Consider the following 18782-nt stretch of genomic DNA (forward strand, 5'->3'; position numbering starts at 1 on the left):
TATGCGCACACTGTTCAACACGGGCCTTTGGGACTATAAAGCAGCTTCCAAGGCTTGCGAGAACACCATCGTGCTGGTCATTTCTGCCTTGAGCGTCCTGGTTGCCGGGATTTTGCTCTGGGCCATCAAATTCATCGCTCATCCCACCGCCAGGACACTGTTACGGGTATTTGTCGGTTTGTGCCTGGCGGCAGTCGTGGCTTACCTGGTGCTGGCTTCGGGGTTTCCTACCTCGTTGCTGGTGTGACCGGGCTCCTGCTCCTGCCCCTGACGCAAACGCAAGGCGGCCAACGCGGCCACCACCAGCACCACGGCAATCACTTTCAAGCCATTCGTGGCATTGCCGGTGCTCATCTCGATCGCGCCCATCACCGACGGCCCGACAAACCCGCCGAGCAATCCGCAGGCATTGACGAAGCCCAGCCCGCCCGCCAGCGCCACGCCCTTGAGGCGCGAGGCCGGGTAGAGAAAGATGATCGACTGCACCACAAAAAACATCACCGCCGACACACAAAAGCCCAGCAGGCTGAACACCGGCCCCGACACCGAGGCAATCCCCAGCCCCAATGCCATGGTCAGCAAACCGGTAATCAACAGCCGCCGGGCACGGGTGGGCGTGGTCGCAAAGCGCGGCAGCAACACAGCGCCGGCCGCTGCGGCAATCCACGGCAATGAGGTCAGCAAGCCGACGCTCATGGTGCTCAATTCACCGTATTTGCTGATGATGCTCGGCAGGAAAAAGATCACGGTGTAGATGGTGATCTGATGGCAAAAATACACAAAGATCGCCAGCAGGATCTGCGGTGTCAGCCAGTTCTTCAGGGAATGCCCGCCCTCGCCTGCGCCCTCTTCGGTCTCCATCGCGATGCGCTGTTCAATCCCGCGCGCCTCTGCGGCCGAGAGCCATGGCGCCTTGCTCGGACGGTCCGGCAACTTGCACCACACCACCCAGGCAAACGCGACTGCCGGCAGCCCTTCGAGCAGGAACATCCACTGCCAGCCGTGCCAGCCGAGCAGCCCGTCCATGCGCATCAACGCCGCGCCCACCGGGCCACCGATGATGTTGGCAAAACACACGCCGAGCAGGAAATACCCGGTGGCCCGCGCCCGTTGCTCGCGGTTGAACCAGTAGGTGAGGTACAGCATCACCCCGGGAAACAGGCCGGCTTCGGCAATGCCCAGCAGCAGGCGCAGGATATAGAACGAGGTCTCACCCTGGACGAACGCCATGGCCGCCGAAATCAGGCCCCAGGTCACCATGATCCGGGCTATCCAGAACCGCGCGCCGACCTTGTGCATGATCAGGTTGCTGGGGATTTCCGACAGCGCATAGGTCAGGAAAAACAGCCCGGCGCCCAGGCCATAGGCCGCTGCTGAAATCCCCAGGTCAACGTCAAGATGGTGCTTGGCCAAGGCGATGTTGGTGCGGTCCAGGAAGCTCAGCACGTAGGCGATGATCAGCAAGGGCATCAGCTTGACGAACATCAGTTTGTTCAACTCCCGTGGTTCACGGGCGGTGTTGGCAGTCTTCATCGGGCAATTCCTCTTGGCGCCCCGCCAGCGCAACGGCTGGGGGACGCATCGGTGTTGTTCTAGGGTTCGAGTTGCGCAACCAGCGCCGGCGGGCGATGGGAAAACAGTTGCAGCAGCGCCCCGCCCAGGGCACAGCCGGCCATCACGAAGAAGCACACCGTGTAGCCGTGCAAGGTGGTCCAGCCGCCGCCCATGGCAATCAGGCTGCCCATCAGCACCGGCGCCAGGCCGCCACCGATAAACATCGCGGTGGTGATGATGCCGTTGGCGGTGGAGGTCGCCGACGGCTCGGCCGAGTCGCAGGCCACCGCGTAGTAGATCGGCCACACTGCGTTGGCCACCAGGCCGAACAGCAGTTGCACGACGATGATCAGGGTCAGGGTGTTGGCGAAGTAGAACGCACCGACACTGGCGGCCATCCACACCCCGCAGATGATCAGGGTGACGCGCCGGCCAATGATGTCCGACAGCGACGGCCACACCAGTTGCCCGAGAATCCCGGTCAAGGTGAACACCACGCTCATCCCCGCCGACTCGGCCAGGGACAGCCCGGCGATGTTGTACAGGTAGGCCGGCAGCACGATGTTGACGCCCATGTACACCACTTGGGTCAGCATCGTATTACCCGCCGTCAGGGCGATATTGCGGTTGCGCAACGTGGCGATAAACGTGCGCCAGGCGTGGCCCTTCACTTGGCTGGCCGGTGCGTTGTCCGGCGGGGTCATGCCCTTGGCGGCGATGTCGACGTACAGCGCGGTGATGCGTTCGGCGGTGGAATACCGCGCCCAGAAAATCATCAGCGGCAACGCCACCACAAACGCGAAGAAGAACACGTAGCGCCAGTTGTCTTCACCGAAGGTGCTGATGACAAAGCTGGCGACGATGCCACTGAGCATGGCGCCGATCGGGTAACCGGTGTGGTGCGCACCGAGGGCAAAACCACGACGTTCCACCGGCCACCATTCGGCGGTGTTGCTCACGCCCACCGGCTCGCCCCAGCCTGCGCCGAGGTTGACGCCAACCCGCAGCGCGATAAAGGTCGCGAGGTTGCCGCTCAGGGCCTTGAACCCGGAGAGGAACGAAATAGCCGTGTAGCCCAGCACCAGCGGCACCTGGAACCGCGCACGTTTCCAGCCACCGCCGTAGCGGTCACTCCACATCGAGCCGGGAATATCCAGCAGGGCCAGGGCCAGCATGATCACCGTGGCCATGGTGCCCCACTGGTCGGCCGACAAATCGAAATGCTTGGAGATGGTCGGCCCCAGGCGCAGCACGATCTCACGGTCGTAGGCGTTGAGGATCCAGATCATCCAGCACACCAGCAGCGACACCCAGGAGTGCCGGTGAATACTGCGCAGCGAGGCTTTTTTCAAGGTTGCCATGGGTTTCTCCAGGCGCGCGAGGGCGCGCACTGACACAAGGTTGCGAAAGGAAAGTGCCTTGTTGAAAAAAACGCGCTAGCTGGCGAACCGTCGCTCGGCTATTCCTTGCACGCCCAGCCCGGTGATCGCAAAAAGCGCCCCGCGCTGCTGACCGTCGGCCGGGAAACGCGGCAACGGTGGCTTGGCCATGGAGGTGACAAACAGGGTGTCCAGGTTCGGCCCGCCAAAGGTCAGGCTGGTGACCTTTTTCACCGGCATCTGGATGATCCGGTCGACCTCGCCGTCGGGTGTGTAGCGCACCAGTTTTCCGGCGTAGACCAGCGCCTGCCACAGGCAGCCTTCGGCATCCACGGTGCAGCCGTCGGCAGCGCCATCGCCGCTGGTATCGACCTTGGCGAAGGTGCGTCGATTGCTCACCGCGCCGCTGGCAGGGTCGTAGTCATAGGCCCAGATCTCGCCGGACCAAGTGTCGCAAAAGTAGAACGTATCGCCCGCCGGGCTCCAGCACGGGCCGTTGGACACGATGATGCCTTCGTCCAGGGTGTGCAGGCTCAGGTCCGCGTCGAGGCGGTAGAGTTTGGCGCTGGCGCTGTCTTCGAGGGTGTCCATGGAGCCGAAGACAAAGCGCCCCTGGCGGTCGACCTTGCCGTCGTTGAGGCGGTTGTTGGGCAGTGCGGGTTCCGGGTCGATCACCAGGGCCAGTTCGCCGCTGTTGAGGTCCAGGAGGTGCACGCCGTTTTGCAGGGCGACAATGGCTTGCTCGCCGCTATGGCGCAGGGCCATGGAGCCGATTTTCTGGCCCACATCCCAGGCCCGCAGTTCGCGGCCATCCTCGGTGCAGCGCAGGATTCGGCCGTCGGCGCTGTCGATCCAGTACAACCGTTGTTGTTCGACGTCCCACACCGGGCCTTCGCCCAGGGTGGTCTTCACGTCCACAAGCACTTCGATACGCATGGTGTTATCCCCTTTTTTGTTGTTGTGCGGGATGGGCATGGCCGCGCCGTGACGCGGCCGGTTTGTCACTTAGAAATTGACCTGGTCGCGCCCCTTGAGCCCGAGGATTTCCCGCGCTTCATCCGGCGTGGCGACCTGATGGCCGAGGGCTTCGATCACTGTGCGAATGCGCCGTACCTGGTCGGCGTTGGACGCGGCCAGTTTGCCCGGGCCATCCCACAGCGAATCCTCCAGGCCGACCCGGGCGTTGCTGCCCATGGACAGGCCCATGGTGGCCAGCGGAATCTGCCCACGGCCGGCGCCGAGGATCGACCACACGTAGTCGTCGCCAAACAGGCGGTCGGCGGTGCGGCGCATATGGGCCAGGTCTTCCGGGTGCCCGCCGATGCCGCCGCGCAAACCGAATACCGACTGGATAAACAACGGTGGTTTCAGCAGGCCGCGCTCCAGGAAATGAGCGGCGGTGTACAGGTGGCCGATGTCGTAGCACTCGATTTCAAAACGGGTGCGGTTCTCGGCACAGGAATTGAGGATGTGGGTAATGTCGCGGAAGGTATTGCGAAAGATCCGGTCGTCGCTTTCTTCCAGGTACGGACGCTCCCAGTCATGCTTGAACTCGGTGAAGCGGTTGAGCATTTCGTACAGGCCGAAGTTCATCGAGCCCATGTTCAGCGAGGCCAGTTCCGGCTTGAACTGCATCACCGGTTGCAGGCGTTCTTCGACGCCCATGGTCGGTGCGCCGCCGGTGGTGATATTGATCACCACGTCGCTGGCGGCCTTGATGTGCGGCAGGAATTCGGCGAACAGCGCGGGGTCCTGGCTGGGACGGCCATCGATGGGATCACGGGCATGCAGGTGGACAATGGCGGCGCCGGCTTCGGCGGCACCGATGGCGGCGTCGGCAATTTCCTGCGCGGTGATCGGCAAATGCGGCGACATCGACGGCGTATGGATGGCACCGGTGACGGCGCAGGTGATGATCACAGGACGATTTTTGGACATGACGATTCTCCGACTTTTATTCTTATGAAAAAAATCCCGGGTGTAACTTGTGTGTTCTTCCCTGGCTAAACGCTGACGCGGCCTACAGGTACTCGACGTTACCGTCGACACTGATCGCCTGGCCGGTGACATTGCGGGCGGCGGGCGAGCAGAGAAACAAGGCCATGGCCGCGACGTCTTCGGCGGTGACCATGCGCTTGAGGGAGATCTTGTTCAGGTATTCCTGGCGCATCTCGGCTTCCGGCACACCGACCTGTTCGGCACGGGCGCGGATCACGCCGTCCATGCGCGGGCCTTCAACGATGCCGGGCAGCAAGGCGTTGACGCGGATGTCGCTTTCGCCCAGCTCCGAGGCCAGGGATTTCATCAGGCCGACGATGGCCCATTTGGTCGCCGCATATGGCGTGCGCCAGGCGTAGCCGAGGCGCCCGGCGACCGAGGCGATATGCAGCAGATGGCCGTGGGACGATTCCTTGAGCATCGGCACCGCGTGGTGGGCAAAGCGGTATTGCGCCGTCAGGTTGATATTGATCGTGGCTTGCCACTCGGCATCGCTGATGGCGTCGATGCCGCCGGTGGGCCCGGCAATCCCGGCGTTGTTGACCAGCACGTCCAGCCCGCCGAATTGCTCGCGCTGCACCTGGAACACCGCCTCGATCTGCGCGGCATCGCTCACGTCGGCACGGGTGGCGACAGTGCCCGGGTACTTGTCGCGAAACGCCGCCAGGGCCGCTTCGCTGACATCACACACATGCACCTTGGCACCCGCCTCCAGATAGGCCGCCGCCAACACTTCACCGATGCCGGCAGCCCCGCCGGAAATCAACACACGTAACCCAGGATAAGGCTGCAGCCGCTGTAGGATACTCATGCACGTTTACCTCCTGAAACAGACGACCGCGAACGGTCGTTCTTGACGAGCAGGCGCGCCAGGGAATCGGCGGCCTGCATGATGTCATCGGTCACGGCCGCGCGGGCACCGGCGCCATCGCGGGCGGCCAGGGCTTCGACGATGCGCGTATGCGCCTCCATCGAGCGTTGCAAGTGAGCTTTATCGGGGGCGACCAGGGCAAAACACGGGCCCATGTGCAGCCAGAAGTTTTCCACGGCGGCCATGGTCAATTCGGCCTGGGCGACGGCATAGATCCGACGGTGAAAGGCGAAGTTGGTCCACAGGTAGCGGGAAACGTCGACTTCGTCGGCGGCCTGTTGCATCTGTTGGCAGAGGTCGGAGATTTCGTCGAGGTCGGCTTTTTCCAGGAGCAATACGGCCTTTTCTGCCAGCAAACCTTCCAGGGCGACCCGCGCATCGCGGATTTCCCGCAGGCGTTCGACCGTCATCATGCGGACCCGCAGACGAGAGGTTTCGGTGACTTCAAAGGCGTTTTCGGCGCTGAGGCGCTGGAGGGCTTCGCGCACTGGCATGGGGCTGGAGCCGAGGGCTTCGGCGAGGCCGCGGATGGTGAGTTTCTGGCCGGGCTGGAAACGACCACTCATCAAGGCTTCGCGGATCTGGCGATAGACCTGGTCTTGCAAGGTATCGCGGGACACCTGGCGCAAGGTCGGAAGGAGAAGCGGGCCATCTGTCATGAGTCAAAACCTGTGTTGTCGTTCTTATGGCTCCAATATGTGATCACAAATCAAATATGTCAAATAGTTTCCCGTTGACGGTATGGCTTCAGTCGCCGTCGACTGTATTAATCAGGGATCTATGGCGAGCGGGATACCGGCGACACCACCCTCTGCTTCGCAGGGCGGGATGAACTTCAAGGGCGGCGTGGGGAGGCGCAAAGGTTGTTTCTAGTGTGCGGTGCCCAGATGGCACGCTGGTGGAGTTGGGAATGCCGATTCAGTAAATCGTAATGTGGCGAGGGAGCTTGCTCCCGCTGGAGTGCGAAGCGCTCCCAAAAATCTTGGGGCCGCTTCGCAGCCCAGCGGGAGCAAGCTCCCTCGGCACAGCAAGCTCCCTCGCCACAATGAAATGCCTGCATCAGGGCTTGAGCGGTCGCTCCTGGTCACGCTCGGACAGCTCGGTGCCATCGTCCGGATGCTTCCAGGTCTGCGGCTTTTCTTCCTCGCGAAGCTTCCTCGCCCGCTCCTGCTCCAACTCTTCGCGCTGCTTCTGTTCGTTGCTCATACCCACCTCCCATCCGTAAGAATTGGACACACTGGGCAAGCATAGATGAGGGAGCGGTTTTGTGTGCATCCGGCAATTGATAACCACGACGCATCAATACATGTAAACAACTCACTTATCATTTCCAAATGTGTCAGCCACTATCCGCGGTCTTAAGCGAAACAAGCACTTTAAAAAGAACGCTGGAGACACAAGAAAATGCAAAACCCTTCACGGCCTGACTCTGCCCGCTCCAAAGTCGGCGCGGTCTTTCGCGTCACCTCCGGCAACTTTCTCGAACAGTTCGACTTCTTTCTGTTCGGTTTCTATGCCACCTATATCGCCGCCGCCTTCTTCCCTGCCGCTAATGAATTTGCGTCATTAATGATGACCTTCGCCGTGTTCGGCGCGGGCTTTTTGATGCGTCCGCTGGGGGCTATCATCCTCGGCGCGTACATCGATGATGTGGGCCGTCGCAAAGGCTTGATCGTGACCCTGGCGATCATGGCCAGTGGCACCCTGCTGATCGTGCTGGTGCCCGGCTATCACACCATTGGTTTGTGGGCACCGCTGCTGGTGCTGATGGGCCGGCTGTTGCAAGGTTTCTCGGCCGGTGCCGAACTGGGCGGCGTGTCGGTGTACCTGGCCGAAATGGCCACCCCGGGCCGCAAGGGTTTCTATACCAGTTGGCAATCGGGTAGCCAGCAGATCTCCATCGTGGTCGCGGCCGCCCTGGGTTATGGCCTGAACCAGTGGATGGAACCAGCCGTGGTTGCCGATTGGGGCTGGCGCATTCCGTTCGCCATCGGCTGCGTGATCATCCCGTTCATCTTCGTCCTGCGCCGCAACCTGCAGGAAACCGAAGAGTTCGCCAACCGCAAGCATCGCCCGACCATGCGCGAAGTGCTGGCCACCCTGGTGAAGAACTGGACCATCGTGATCGGCGGCATGATGATGGTGGCGATGACCACCACGGCCTTCTACCTGATCACCGTGTACGCACCCACCTTCGGCAAAACCGTACTCAACCTGACCACCGCCGACGCCCTGCTGGTGACCCTGCTGGTGGCCGTGTCGAACTTCATCTGGCTGCCCATCGGTGGCACCCTCAGTGACCGTTTTGGCCGCAAGCCAGTGCTGATCGCCATGACTGCTTTGACCGTGCTGACCGCTTACCCGGCACTTTCCTACGTGGTCAATGCGCCAAGCTTCGCGCACATGCTGGAAACCCTGCTGTGGTTCTCCTTCCTCTACGGCATGTACAACGGTGCCATGATCCCGGCCCTGACCGAGATCATGCCGGTGGAAGTGCGTGTGGCGGGCTTCTCCCTGGCCTATAGCCTGGCGACCGCGATCTTCGGCGGTTTTACCCCGGCGATTTCCACCTGGTTTATCCACGAGACGGGCGACAAGGCATCGCCCGCCTACTGGCTGATGTTCGCCGCGCTGTGCGCCCTGTGCGCGACGTTCGCGCTGTATCGCCGCGCCAGCGCCCGTCTGCAAGTTGCCTGAGGAGCCGCACTGATGAACCCCATGCTGAAAACACTGGCGGCACTGGCGATCGGTTCCCTGGCGATGGTCGCCCACGCCGAAGAGCTGAAAGTCATGACCTCCGGCGGCTTCACCGCTGCCTACAAGGTGCTGGGTGCGCAATACGCCACCCAGAGCGGCGACACCCTCGACACCATCCTCGGCCCGTCGATGGGCAAGGCGCCGGAAGCGATTCCCAACCGCCTGGCCCGTGGCGAACACGCCGACGTGGTGATCATGGTCGGCTACGCCCTGGATGAGCTGATCAAGCAAGGCAAGGTCGACAAGGCGTCCCGCGTTGAACTGGCGGACTCGCGCATCGGCCTGGTGGTCAGGGAAGGCGCGGCCAAGCCCTCGATTGCCACCGATGCCGAACTGAAGACGGTACTGACCAACGCCAAATCCGTCGCGTACTCGGACAGCGCCAGCGGCGTCTACGTCGAAAAGGAACTGTTCAAGAAGCTCGGCATGCCGTCCAAGGGCACCATGATCGAACGCATCCCGGTGGCCTCACAGGTGGCCAAGGGTGATTACGAAGTGGGCTTGCAACAGGTGTCCGAACTGCTGCCAATTCCAGGCGTGACCTACGTCGGAAAGATCCCTGAAGACGTGCAGTCCGTCACCCGTTTTGCCGCCGGCATTCCGGTAAATGCGCAGCACCCGGCGCAGGCGAAAAAGCTCCTGCAATTCCTCGCCTCGCCCCAGGCGCAACCGGTGGTGCAATCCACCGGCCTGGATTCGGTCTCACACTGACCGGAACGGCATCTCCCGCGTCAACCGCTCCAGTTCCAGTGCCGCCGGCGTCAACGTACGCCCGCGGCGCTTGATCAACCCCACGTTGCGCACCACCTCCGGCTCCACCAACGGCACGCTCGTCAGAATCGGATGTTCGCCGCCCGGCATCGCAATCGACGGCACCATCGCCACCCCCAACCCCGCCTCCACCAACCCGATCATCGTAGTGACGTGATGGGTTTCGCAGATGCTTGGCTTCTTCACCCGCACCCCGCGCAGGGCCTGGTCCAGCAAAAAGCGATTGCCTGAGGTCTTGTCCACGGTGATGTAGTCGTGCTCGTACGCCTCGGCCCACGTCACACTGGCGCGGTCCGCCAGCGGATGCTCCCGGCGACAGGCCAGTACATAACGCTCCTGCAACAGCAGCTCGAACTCCACCCCGTCTGCCAGGCTGCCGCTGAAACTCACGCCGAAATCCGCCTCGCCACTTTCCACCGCCGCACACACCTCGCCCGCACTCGCGTCCAATACCCGCAGACGAATCTTCGGATAGAGCTTGTGGAATTCGGAGATCACGTGGGGCATGAAGTAGTACGCGGTGGACGGCACACAGGCGATGGTGACATTGCCCATGCGGGTCGAGGCGACGTTGCTGATGCCCATCAGGGCGATGTCCAGGTCATCGAGCATGCGCTCGACTTGCGGCAGGAACGCGCGGCCGACCATGGTCAGGCTGACCCGGCGCGTGGTGCGTTCGAAGAGTTTGACGTCGAGGGCAGACTCGAGCTTTTCGATGCGCCGGCTGAGGGCCGGCTGGGAGATACGGATGGCTTCGGCCGCCGCACGGAAACTGCCCTTGTCTACGACGGCACGGAAGGCTTGGAGGTCGTTCAGGTCGAAGTTGATGATCACGGGGGCAGCCATTGGTTGAACAGATGTGGCGGGCATTATCGTATGGGGGCTGGCGGGATGCTATTGGCGCGGGCCACAGACTCGGGATCAGCCAATAACCCTACGGAAAATATGCGGTCATACATATCAGCAGGGAATTTGCGTGGGTTGGAAACGAGACTTCTGAAAAGCGTCAATACTGACAGCCTCAAATCCAGCTCTCACTTTTAGGCCCACTATGGAAAAGTTTTTGACGATGGATTACCCCATCAGTATCTGCACGAAACAGACAGCACGCTGGTCAGTTCAGGAGACTCCAGCGACTCACACTGGTCAGTTACCGCTTGCAACACGCCCAGCGTTGAGTAGGATTAAATCCTACCCAGCAAAAGCGGACGCTACCATGCGCTCAACCCAGCAAATGAGCATCACCTTGCCGATTGAGATGGCCGCACTCGTCAAAGCCAAAGTGAGCACTGGCGAATATGCCAGTGAAAGTGAAGTCATACGCGACGGGCTGCGAATCTTGCTGGCACGTGACCGAGCAATGGAAAACTGGCTTCAGGATCAAGTGATTCCAGCAGCCGTCGCCCTCAAGGCCGATCCAGACAGCGCGCTGTCTGCCGCCCAGGTCCGCGAACACATGGCAGCCAAACGCCAACAGAAAGGCAACCGTAAGTCGTGACCTACACGGTAGCTTTTTCACCCAAGGCAGTAACGCAACTCGAAGAACTTGAAGACTACATCACCCAGGCCGGCTCACCCGTCATCGCTGCGCGCTATGTAGATGCCATCATCAGTTACTGCGAAAACCTGTATCTGTTTCCTCTGCGCGGCATCAGCCGTGAAGACTTGTTACCCACTCTACGTACCACTCACTATCGGCACACCACCATCATCGCTTTTACAGTAGATGCCGACACTGAAACGGTATCGATTCTAGGGGTGTTCTACGGAGGGCAAGATTACGCAGCCCTCTTGCAGGACGAGGACAACGGTTAACTTCGGCTCCAATCGTTCTATTCACGAATAGCTACCGGTAACGCAATCAATGGATGAAACAATAAAAAGGACTTCCAGCCCTGCGCCTCTCTATCGAGCGCTTCGAGCGGGGTTGTGGCTCCTGGGTTTGCTCTGCCTTGCGGCTTTGGGCTTCTTCGCCTGGCAAAGCTTCTACCCGGTCAGTGCAGCCGAAGACTGGAGTGTTCATGTCGTCCACCGAGACGTAGCAAAGGCCGCATCACTGATGCCGATGCCCGACGGTTCACTGATGGTGAGCCAGGAATTGAGCGATGGGCTTGGCAGTATCGTACGCATCTTGCCCGACGGAAAACGCGAGCTGGTTGTAGGAAAACTATCCAAGCCCGATGGCATGGTCGCCACTCAGGGCGGTTGGGTGTTCAGCCAGGAAGTGGACGGCGCGCCGGTCAGCCTCCTCAAGGACGGCGTCGTCACCGAGCTGTTCAGGGGAGAAAGCGTGCAAGGGCTATGGGACGACGGCGAGTACCTGTATGCCATCGAAGACCGCAAGGTCGGGGCGCGGATTCTGCGCTATCACTGGAGCGACAGGACCTTGAGCGTCGTGCGTGACCAACTCAGCGAAGGCGAGTCGATTGTTCGCTGCACGGATGGGCGCATGCTCTACACCGAAAAGAAGAAGGGCGTGGTGCGAGAGCTGACCATCGACGGTAGCGACCCGGTGGTACTGAGCCATTTGAACAAACCCACCTTCCTGATGTGCGATGAACGCGGGTTATGGATCAACGAGGATTCAACCCACCGTGCGCGTTTGTTGCTGATCGACAAGCACGGGCGCCAGCAGACGATCCTGTCTTTCCTGAAAGCGCCACAGTCGATTGTGCGTACGACGAAGGGAACGTATCTGGTGGCCGAAGGTGGCCGTGACCGTATCCTGGAACTGGTGCCATCCGTGGCACGAGTAGACCCCGTTACAGCTGAAACCGCGCCACCGCCTCATTAAGCGACACCGCCAACCGCGCCAGCTCATGGCTCGACCCGTTGATCTGCCCCGCCCCCGAGGACGACTGCGCGGACAGGTCACGAATATTGACGATGTTGCGATCCACTTCCTTGGCCACTTGCGCCTGCTCCTCGGCGGCGCTGGCGATGACCAGGTTGCGCTGGTGAATCTGATCGATGGAGTCGGTGATCTGGCTCAGTGCGCCACCGGCGCCTTCGGCCAGGATCAAGGTTTCACTGGCCCGCTGGGTGCTCGATTGCATTGAGGTCAGTGCCTCGCTGGAGCCGCTGCGCATCGCGGTCACCATCTGGTCGATTTCCAGGGTCGATTGCTGGGTGCGATGGGCCAGTGCACGCACTTCATCCGCCACCACGGCAAAACCACGCCCGGACTCACCGGCACGCGCCGCCTCGATGGCTGCGTTCAGCGCCAGCAAATTGGTCTGCTCGGCAATAGAGCGAATCACGTCCAGCACCTTGCCGATGTCCCGCGATTGATCGGCGAGGTTTTGCACCAGGCTCGAGGTTTCGCCGATGTTGGTGCTCAGCGCCTGAATCGCGCTGACCGTTTCACCGACGCGCTGCTGGCCGTCGCGGGCCGTTTCATTGGAGAGCCGGGTGGATTCGGAGGTGGAAACGGCATTACGCGCCACCTCATCGGCGGCCGAAGTCATCTCATTGACGGCGGTGGCGGCTTGCTCAATTTCAGCGGTCTGCTTTTGCAGGCTGCGGCTGCTCTGGTCGGTGATACCGTTGAGGTCGGTGGCCGAGGCCGCCATCTGCCCGGCCGACTGGCGAATCAACTGCAAGGTACCGCGCAGGTTACCTTGCATACTCTGCAGTGCCACAAGCAGGCGCGTCACTTCGTCGTCGCCGGTGACTTCAACGGTCTGGGTCAGGTCGCCCCGAGCGACGTTTTCCGCGGCACACACCGCGTGGCTCAGGGGCCCCACAATGCTACGCGTCAGCAACCACGCCAAGGCCACCGTGCTCAACGCCGCCAGCAGCACGAAGCCGAAGACCATCGTGCGTGAGCGGCTGTACTGCGCCTGCGCCGTCTGGCCCTGCAGGTTTATCTGGGCGTTGTAATAGTCGGCCAGGGCATTGAGCTGATTGCCGGAACCGTCGACCACGGTCTTCATGTCCACCAGCAGCAACTTGTTCAGCTCGGCGGTCTGCTGCTTGTCGGCGAGGATGAATGACTGGGTGAGGCCTTGCTGGTATTGCCGCAGGGAGACCTGAAACTGGTCGTAGAGATTGCGTACCTCAGGTGTATCAAGCACCGCACTCAGGTCGGCCAGTTTCTTTGCCAGATCCTGGCTGCGGGTGTCCATCTGGCTACGGTATTGCGAGAGGCTCGCCGGATTGGGATCAAGGGCCATGCGCAGGGAAATAGTGCGGATGCGCAGCATGATTTCGCGGATATCCGAGACCAGGCGCATTTTCGGCACCAGGCCACTTTCTACCTGCACGGCGCTTTCGCGGATGCTCGCCATGTTCGAGAGTGCAAAGAACCCCAGCAGCGCCACGAGCAAGGCAATCAAGGCAAAACCGAGACCCGCACGGCGGGCGATGGACAGGCTGCGGAGCGACATGGCGATTGTTCTCATTATGGGCATACGACATCGTATGACAGAGTTTCGGCCAGTCAGGGCGGGACTTTAGGGGTGTCGACCAGAAGTTAAGAGATATAAATTATCGACGTGAAAGGCCCACGGGGCAGACGCGCCTTGAATGTATTTCCAAGGCAGTCCGGGGCGCTTTATTCAGCGGGTTACATCGACCACGCCTGCGCACTTGCAAAAAACGCCTGAGCATTACTGTCCAGCGTTTCCAGGTGATACCCGCCCTCCTGCACGATCACACACGGCAACCCCAATCCACGAATGCACTCCCCCAGCCGCGCAAATCCTTCCCGCGTCACTGCCACTTTGCTCTGTGGGTCCAGCTCGTAGATATCGAACCCCAGCGACAACACCAGCACGTCCGCCGAGAAGTCCTTCACTGCCTTCAATGCCAGTTCCAGCTTTTGGAAAAACACCGCCTCACTCGCGCCATGCGCCATCGGCAGGTTGAGGTTGAAGCCTTCACCCGCAGCAGCGCCGCGCTCTTCGGCAAAGCCTGCAACACCCGGATAGAAGTTGGTCGGGTCGCCGTGAATCGACACGTACAGCACGTCATCACGCTCGTAGAAAATCTCCTGGATGCCTTGCCCGTGGTGCATGTCGGTGTCGAGTACGGCGACGCGCTCGAAGCCCGCGCGCAACGCCTGCGCCGCAACCGCCGCGTTGTTGATATAGCAGAACCCACCGGCTGCATCAAAACGCGCGTGGTGGCCTGGCGGGCGGCACAGCGCGTAGGCCGCGGGTGCGCCGTCGAGGATGTCCCGGGCGGCAGCGACGGCGCTTTGGGCGGACCAATAGGCCGAGCGCCAGGTGAGTTCGCCAATCGGGCAACTGCCGTCGGCGAGGTAGCGCGCCGCCTGGGCAAGGATGCCGCGCAGGGCGTTGGGCTCGCGCACGAAGATGTTGGACATGACTTCGTCGCCCCAGTCTTCGGGGATTTCTTTCCAGCGCTGGTGGGCTTCCTGGAGGAAGGCCAGGTAGGCCGCACCGTGCACGGCCAGCAGTGGATCAAGGCCGTGGTCGTGGGGTTGCTGGATGTCGAAGCCCAGGTTTTGTGCGGCCAGCAGCAGATTGCGGGCGCGCTCCGGGACTTCCTGCGGGGTACGCATCTGGCCACGGGAGTAGTAGCTGCGAGGATGGTGCAGGAGTTGTTCGGGGTGGAAATAAGTACGCATGGGATTTCTCCTGATGGGCACACGTCTGCGGTTGAATACCGGACCTGTAGGAGCTGGCTTGCCTGCGATTGCGGTGGCTCAGATACAAATTTGTTGCCTGAACCAACGCTATCGCAGGCAAGCCAGCTCCTACATTTTGATCGTGTTCAACCTTGCAGAAATGTTTCGTTAATTAGCCTGGCCGGCACGTTTCAACACGGCATTGAGCAATACATCGGTACCCTGGCGAACGTCCTCGGGCAGCACATCTTCGGCTTCGTTATGACTCAAGCCTCCCACGCACGGAATGAACACCATCGCCGTGGGGCAGAACCGCGCCAGGTGGATGGCGTCATGGCCAGCACCGCTGACAATCGATTGCTGGGCATAACCCAACGCATCCACGGCGGACTGCACACAGACGACACACTCGGCATCAAACGGTGTCGCCGGGCTGATCCAGTGCGGGCTGACGGTGACGCTCAGACCACGTTGGGCGGCGATGTCCTGCAAGCGGGCACGCACCTGTTGCTCCATGGCTTCTATGTCGGCGTCGCGGTGATGGCGCAGGTCGACGGTAAAATTCAGCAGGCCGGGAATGGTGTTGCGCGACGACTTGGCGATGCTCAATTCACCCACGGTCGTGAGGCCCTCAGGCGCAAAATCAGCCGCCAGGTTTTCCAGCGACTGGATCATCTGCGCGGCGCCGTACAAGGCGTCCTTGCGCAGCAGCATCGGCGTAGTCCCGGCATGGGCGGCCATGCCTTCCACGCGCACATCGAGCCAGCGAATCGCCTGCCCACCGGTAACCACGCCAATGCTCTTGGCGTTGTCTTCCAGAATAGGACCTTGCTCGATGTGCGCTTCAAAATACGCATCCACCGCGCCGCCCAATGGGCGCTGGCCGTTGTAGCCGGTGCTGCGCAACGCATCCGCCACGCTGACACCGGCGACATCCCGGGTGGCCAGCGCGTTATCCAACGCCAAGGTGCCAGTGAACACCGCCGAGCCGAGCATGGCCGGGGTAAACCGGGCGCCCTCCTCGTTGGTCCATACCGCGATTTCCAGTGGTTTGCGGGTCTTGATGCCGTGGTCGTCGAGGCTGCGGATCACTTCCAGTCCGGCCAGCACACCATAGACGCCATCAAAGCGCCCGCCTTCCGGCTGGGTGTCGAGGTGGCTGCCCATCATTACCGGGGCCGCTTCATTGTCCGTGCCGGCGCGGCGGGCGAACAGGTTGCCGATGGCGTCGACGCTCAGGGTCAGCCCGGCCTCTTCACACCAGCGGCTGAACAGTGCGCGGCCGGCCTGGTCTTCGGCGCTCAACGCCAGGCGGCAGCTGCCTCCGCGAGCCGTGGCGCCGATCTCGGCCATGGCCATCAGGCTGGCCCACAGACGCTCGCCATTAATCTTCAACATACACATTCTCCAATCAAACGCTTCAAGCCATTTCAAGACGGTGGGCGGTGGCGTGACGACGGGACAACGCGAGTACGCACAGCAGCGAAACCGCCGCGATCGCGCTGTAGAACACTGCCATCGGCCACCACTGGCCCTGGTATTCATGGGCCAGCCAGGTGCCGATCAACGGCGTGAGGCCACCGGCCAGCGCGCCGCACACTTGGTAGGCCAGGGAGATGGCGGTGTAGCGCACGCGGGTTTCGAACAAGCCGCTGACGAAGCCGGCAATCACCGCATAAAACGAGGCCATGCACACCACGGCCAGGGCGATGCCGAGGATGATCAATGGCGCCTGGCCGCTGCTGACAAGCACGAACATCGGATAAGGCGAGGCCATCGCAAGCACGCTCATCGCACACAGAAAACGAGTGGCACCGACCTTCTCCGCCACCCAGGCCGCCAGCGGCTGGGCACAGAACTGGATGATGGCCACGACAAACAGGCATTCCAGAATCAACGAGCGCGGCAGGTTAAGTTGCTGGGTGGTGTAGGCAATCATGAAGGTGTTGGTGAAATACACCCCGGCAATCCCCAGGGTGTTGGCACCGATGCACAGCAGCAGCGGGCGCCAGGCCGTTTTCAGCACTTCGATGACCGGGGCCTGATCCTCGGTGATGGCCCGGGCCTTTTCTGCCTTGGCTTTGTCTTCCAGGAACTCAGGCGATTCGTTGACGCCCAGGCGGATTGCCAGACCGACGATCAACAACAAGGCACTGGCCAGGAACGGCACGCGCCAGCCCCAACTGAGCAGGTCGGCCTCCGGCAAACGGGTTACCGCACTGAAGGCCAGCAACGACAGGATCAAACCCGCCGGGCTGCCCAACTGTGCAAAGGAGGCAAAGAAATTGCGACGGCCTTTGGGTGCATGTTCGCCGGCCATCAGCACCGCCCCGCCCCACTCGCCGCCAACGGCGATGCCCTGCACGATGCGCAGCAGCACCAGCAACACCGGCGCCGCGACGCCGATCTGCGCGTAGGTCGGCAACAGGCCGATACATACGGTGACCACGCCCATCATCACCAGCGTGATCACCAGGGATTTCTTGCGACCGATACGGTCACCAATATGCCCAAACACGATGCCGCCCAACGGCCGGGCAAAGAAGCCCACGGCAAAGGTGCCGAACGCGGCCATGGTGCTGAACAGTTTGTCGTCGGAAGGGAAAAACAGCTGACCGAACACCAGCGCCGCGGCGGTGGCGTATATGTAAAAGTCGTACCACTCGATCATGGTGCCGATGAAAGCGGCGGCCGCGGCACGGCGAGGCTGCGGCGAAGCTGAAGGCTTCATGGGGCTGGCTCCTTTGGTTATTTTTTTGGCAGGAGAAAGGTCTGGCGCTCGCGCTCTGATGGCGCTGGTTGAGGGTGATTTTTCGTCTCGACGCTATGATTAGTCAATTTTCTATTTATCATTCCGATTATAAATCCTGCTTATTATCGAGCTATCGCCATGTCTGAAAACCGCCGCGATGTTCACCCGCTGCTCAACGACCGTCTGGACTGGAACCTGCTGCGTACCTTCCGGGTGATCGGCCAGGAACTGAGCATCAGCCGCGCCGCCGCGCGCTTGCACCTGACCCAGCCGGCCATCAGCCAGGCGCTCAAGCGTCTGGAAGAGCAACTCGACTGCCAACTGATCGCTCGTCGCGGGCCACGTTTCGTGCTGACCGAAGCTGGCGAGCAAATCTTCGCGATCGCCGGCGAGATGTATGGCCAGGTCTCGCAGATGAGCAACGCCCTGCAAAAGCCCGGTGACGAGGTGATCGGCAAGGTGCGGTTGCTGATGATCAGCCGGATCAACTCGGACACTTTTGATGAGTTCCTGGCGGACTTCCATCGCCAGCATCCCAGGGTCGACCTGGACGTTGAGGTGATGCGTAGCTCTGACATCGTTGCTGCCCTGCTGGAGAAAACCGCGACGTTGGGCCTAAGCCTTAATCGACGGCCGCAGCCACGGTTGGAGCAGCATCTGTTTCTGCGTCAGCGTTATGCATTTTTTTGCGGCCGACATCATCCGCTGTTCGGGCGTACCGGTCTGGCGGAAGGCGATTTGCAGTCGGAGAACTTCGTGAGTTTTACCAGCGACCAGATCGGCGGGATGCTCTCGCCGTTGACGATCTTTCGTGACCAGCAGGGCTTCAGCGGACGCATCGTGGCGTCCTCCTCCAGCCTGGAGGAAGTGCGGCGGTTGGTGATTGCCGGGTTTGGCCTGGGCTGCCTGCCGATTCATGTGGTGGCCGAAGATGTGAAGCATGGATTGCTCTGGCGCTTGCCGCCGGACGAAGGGATTACCGACGTGGATATCCACCTGCTGTGGAATCGTGAGCAGAAAATGAGCCGGGCGGAGGCGGTGTTTATTGAAAGCCTGTCGGCGCGATTGGCTGCCGAATGAATGGCATTGGTGAACAGTCGAAGGGTT

At 61.3% G+C, this 18782-nt stretch carries 19 protein-coding genes and 1 pseudogene; 7 read left to right on the forward strand and 13 right to left on the reverse strand.

Going from position 1 to position 18782, the window contains the following annotated elements; translation table 11 throughout:
- Positions 1–70: 70 nt before the first annotated feature.
- Positions 71–247 (forward strand): hypothetical protein, encoded by a 177-nt coding sequence (locus HX818_RS06670; RefSeq protein WP_162835185.1) that lies wholly within the window; start codon positions 71–73, stop codon positions 245–247.
- Here HX818_RS06670 and HX818_RS06675 read toward each other — a convergent pair.
- The 7 genes from HX818_RS06675 to HX818_RS06705 form a co-directional block, all read right to left on the reverse strand.
- Entirely contained in the window at positions 202–1533 is a 1332-nt protein-coding gene (locus HX818_RS06675; protein WP_087692587.1) for an MFS transporter, read from the reverse strand. The two genes, HX818_RS06670 and HX818_RS06675, sit on opposite strands and share 46 nt — an antisense overlap.
- A gap of 59 nt (positions 1534–1592) precedes the next feature.
- Positions 1593–2915: an MFS transporter gene (locus HX818_RS06680; RefSeq protein WP_003211904.1), complete on the reverse strand. Its 1323-nt coding sequence runs from the start codon at positions 2913–2915 to the stop codon at positions 1593–1595.
- A gap of 75 nt (positions 2916–2990) precedes the next feature.
- Positions 2991–3869 carry an SMP-30/gluconolactonase/LRE family protein gene (locus HX818_RS06685; protein WP_177019684.1) on the reverse strand — a complete coding sequence of 293 codons (879 nt, stop codon included), beginning with the start codon at positions 3867–3869 and terminating at the stop codon, positions 2991–2993.
- Between the two features lie 69 nt (positions 3870–3938).
- Positions 3939–4871: a 3-keto-5-aminohexanoate cleavage protein gene (locus HX818_RS06690; RefSeq protein WP_008437904.1), complete on the reverse strand. Its 933-nt coding sequence runs from the start codon at positions 4869–4871 to the stop codon at positions 3939–3941.
- An 82-nt stretch (positions 4872–4953) separates the two neighbouring features.
- On the reverse strand, positions 4954–5742 hold the full coding sequence (locus tag HX818_RS06695; protein WP_177019685.1) for an SDR family oxidoreductase: 789 nt from the start codon (positions 5740–5742) through the stop codon (positions 4954–4956).
- On the reverse strand, positions 5739–6461 hold the full coding sequence (locus HX818_RS06700; RefSeq protein WP_003211913.1) for a GntR family transcriptional regulator: 723 nt from the start codon (positions 6459–6461) through the stop codon (positions 5739–5741). Before HX818_RS06700 ends, HX818_RS06695 begins: the two co-directional genes overlap by 4 nt.
- 400 nt (positions 6462–6861) lie before the next feature.
- Positions 6862–7008, reverse strand: a complete 147-nt coding sequence (locus tag HX818_RS06705) for a hypothetical protein (RefSeq protein WP_166742144.1) — start codon at positions 7006–7008, stop codon at positions 6862–6864.
- Between the two features lie 198 nt (positions 7009–7206).
- Between HX818_RS06705 and HX818_RS06710 the strand changes: the two genes are divergently transcribed.
- Together HX818_RS06710 and HX818_RS06715 are read left to right on the forward strand one after the other, a co-directional pair.
- Positions 7207–8499 (forward strand): MFS transporter, encoded by a 1293-nt coding sequence (locus tag HX818_RS06710; RefSeq protein WP_003211917.1) that lies wholly within the window; start codon positions 7207–7209, stop codon positions 8497–8499.
- A 12-nt stretch (positions 8500–8511) separates the two neighbouring features.
- On the forward strand, positions 8512–9270 hold the full coding sequence (locus HX818_RS06715; RefSeq protein ID WP_003211919.1) for a substrate-binding domain-containing protein: 759 nt from the start codon (positions 8512–8514) through the stop codon (positions 9268–9270).
- Here the strand turns inward: HX818_RS06715 and HX818_RS06720 are convergent.
- Positions 9262–10164, reverse strand: coding sequence for a LysR family transcriptional regulator (locus tag HX818_RS06720; protein ID WP_008437881.1), 903 nt, complete (start codon positions 10162–10164; stop codon positions 9262–9264). The two genes, HX818_RS06715 and HX818_RS06720, sit on opposite strands and share 9 nt — an antisense overlap.
- Positions 10165–10546: 382 nt before the next feature.
- Between HX818_RS06720 and HX818_RS06725 the strand changes: the two genes are divergently transcribed.
- From HX818_RS06725 to HX818_RS06735, 3 genes are all read left to right on the forward strand, one after another.
- The gene (locus HX818_RS06725) at positions 10547–10828 is read left to right on the forward strand and encodes a type II toxin-antitoxin system ParD family antitoxin (RefSeq protein ID WP_063032594.1); all 282 of its coding nucleotides are present in this window, start codon (positions 10547–10549) and stop codon (positions 10826–10828) included.
- Complete coding sequence (locus tag HX818_RS06730) at positions 10825–11145, forward strand: type II toxin-antitoxin system RelE/ParE family toxin (protein ID WP_177019686.1); 321 nt, start codon at positions 10825–10827, stop codon at positions 11143–11145. The genes HX818_RS06725 and HX818_RS06730 overlap by 4 nt, the downstream gene beginning before the upstream one ends.
- Positions 11146–11272: 127 nt before the next feature.
- A complete protein-coding gene (locus HX818_RS06735) occupies positions 11273–12124 on the forward strand; it encodes a hypothetical protein (RefSeq protein WP_177019687.1) in 852 nt (283 codons plus the stop codon).
- Here HX818_RS06735 and HX818_RS31440 read toward each other — a convergent pair.
- The 5 genes and pseudogenes from HX818_RS31440 to HX818_RS06755 all read right to left on the reverse strand — a co-directional run bounded on the left by HX818_RS31440 (position 12093) and on the right by HX818_RS06755 (position 17654).
- A complete protein-coding gene (locus tag HX818_RS31440; protein ID WP_371315699.1) occupies positions 12093–12956 on the reverse strand; it encodes a methyl-accepting chemotaxis protein in 864 nt (287 codons plus the stop codon). The two genes, HX818_RS06735 and HX818_RS31440, sit on opposite strands and share 32 nt — an antisense overlap.
- A pseudogene (locus HX818_RS31445) lies at positions 12951–13742 on the reverse strand (MCP four helix bundle domain-containing protein); the annotation flags it as partial. The gene HX818_RS31440 and the pseudogene HX818_RS31445, both read right to left, overlap by 6 nt.
- Positions 13743–13897: 155 nt before the next feature.
- A complete protein-coding gene (locus HX818_RS06745; RefSeq protein ID WP_177019689.1) occupies positions 13898–14923 on the reverse strand; it encodes a histone deacetylase family protein in 1026 nt (341 codons plus the stop codon).
- A gap of 168 nt (positions 14924–15091) precedes the next feature.
- The gene (locus HX818_RS06750) at positions 15092–16321 is read right to left on the reverse strand and encodes a Zn-dependent hydrolase (protein WP_177019690.1); all 1230 of its coding nucleotides are present in this window, start codon (positions 16319–16321) and stop codon (positions 15092–15094) included.
- Between the two features lie 22 nt (positions 16322–16343).
- Positions 16344–17654 carry an MFS transporter gene (locus HX818_RS06755; RefSeq protein WP_177019691.1) on the reverse strand — a complete coding sequence of 437 codons (1311 nt, stop codon included), beginning with the start codon at positions 17652–17654 and terminating at the stop codon, positions 16344–16346.
- A 159-nt stretch (positions 17655–17813) separates the two neighbouring features.
- Between HX818_RS06755 and HX818_RS06760 the strand changes: the two genes are divergently transcribed.
- The gene (locus HX818_RS06760) at positions 17814–18755 is read left to right on the forward strand and encodes a LysR family transcriptional regulator (RefSeq protein WP_177019692.1); all 942 of its coding nucleotides are present in this window, start codon (positions 17814–17816) and stop codon (positions 18753–18755) included.
- Positions 18756–18782: the final 27 nt, after the last annotated feature.

Origin of the sequence: Pseudomonas sp. F9001 (assembly GCF_013385435.1) — a bacterium.
Classification (GTDB): Bacteria; Pseudomonadota; Gammaproteobacteria; order Pseudomonadales; family Pseudomonadaceae; genus Aquipseudomonas.

Coding starts and splice junctions, on each gene's coding strand:
- HX818_RS06675 (WP_087692587.1), bottom strand. CDS start 1,533: ATGAAGACTGCCAACACCGCCCGTGAACCACGGGAGTTGAACAAACTG.
- HX818_RS06680 (WP_003211904.1), bottom strand. CDS start 2,915: ATGGCAACCTTGAAAAAAGCCTCGCTGCGCAGTATTCACCGGCACTCC.
- HX818_RS06685 (WP_177019684.1), bottom strand. CDS start 3,869: ATGCGTATCGAAGTGCTTGTGGACGTGAAGACCACCCTGGGCGAAGGC.
- HX818_RS06690 (WP_008437904.1), bottom strand. CDS start 4,871: ATGTCCAAAAATCGTCCTGTGATCATCACCTGCGCCGTCACCGGTGCC.
- HX818_RS06695 (WP_177019685.1), bottom strand. CDS start 5,742: ATGAGTATCCTACAGCGGCTGCAGCCTTATCCTGGGTTACGTGTGTTG.
- HX818_RS06700 (WP_003211913.1), bottom strand. CDS start 6,461: ATGACAGATGGCCCGCTTCTCCTTCCGACCTTGCGCCAGGTGTCCCGC.
- HX818_RS06705 (WP_166742144.1), bottom strand. CDS start 7,008: ATGAGCAACGAACAGAAGCAGCGCGAAGAGTTGGAGCAGGAGCGGGCG.
- HX818_RS06710 (WP_003211917.1), top strand. CDS start 7,207: ATGCAAAACCCTTCACGGCCTGACTCTGCCCGCTCCAAAGTCGGCGCG.
- HX818_RS06715 (WP_003211919.1), top strand. CDS start 8,512: ATGAACCCCATGCTGAAAACACTGGCGGCACTGGCGATCGGTTCCCTG.
- HX818_RS06725 (WP_063032594.1), top strand. CDS start 10,547: ATGCGCTCAACCCAGCAAATGAGCATCACCTTGCCGATTGAGATGGCC.
- HX818_RS31440 (WP_371315699.1), bottom strand. CDS start 12,956: ATGCAAGGTAACCTGCGCGGTACCTTGCAGTTGATTCGCCAGTCGGCC.
- HX818_RS06745 (WP_177019689.1), bottom strand. CDS start 14,923: ATGCGTACTTATTTCCACCCCGAACAACTCCTGCACCATCCTCGCAGC.
- HX818_RS06750 (WP_177019690.1), bottom strand. CDS start 16,321: ATGTTGAAGATTAATGGCGAGCGTCTGTGGGCCAGCCTGATGGCCATG.
- HX818_RS06755 (WP_177019691.1), bottom strand. CDS start 17,654: ATGAAGCCTTCAGCTTCGCCGCAGCCTCGCCGTGCCGCGGCCGCCGCT.
- HX818_RS06760 (WP_177019692.1), top strand. CDS start 17,814: ATGTCTGAAAACCGCCGCGATGTTCACCCGCTGCTCAACGACCGTCTG.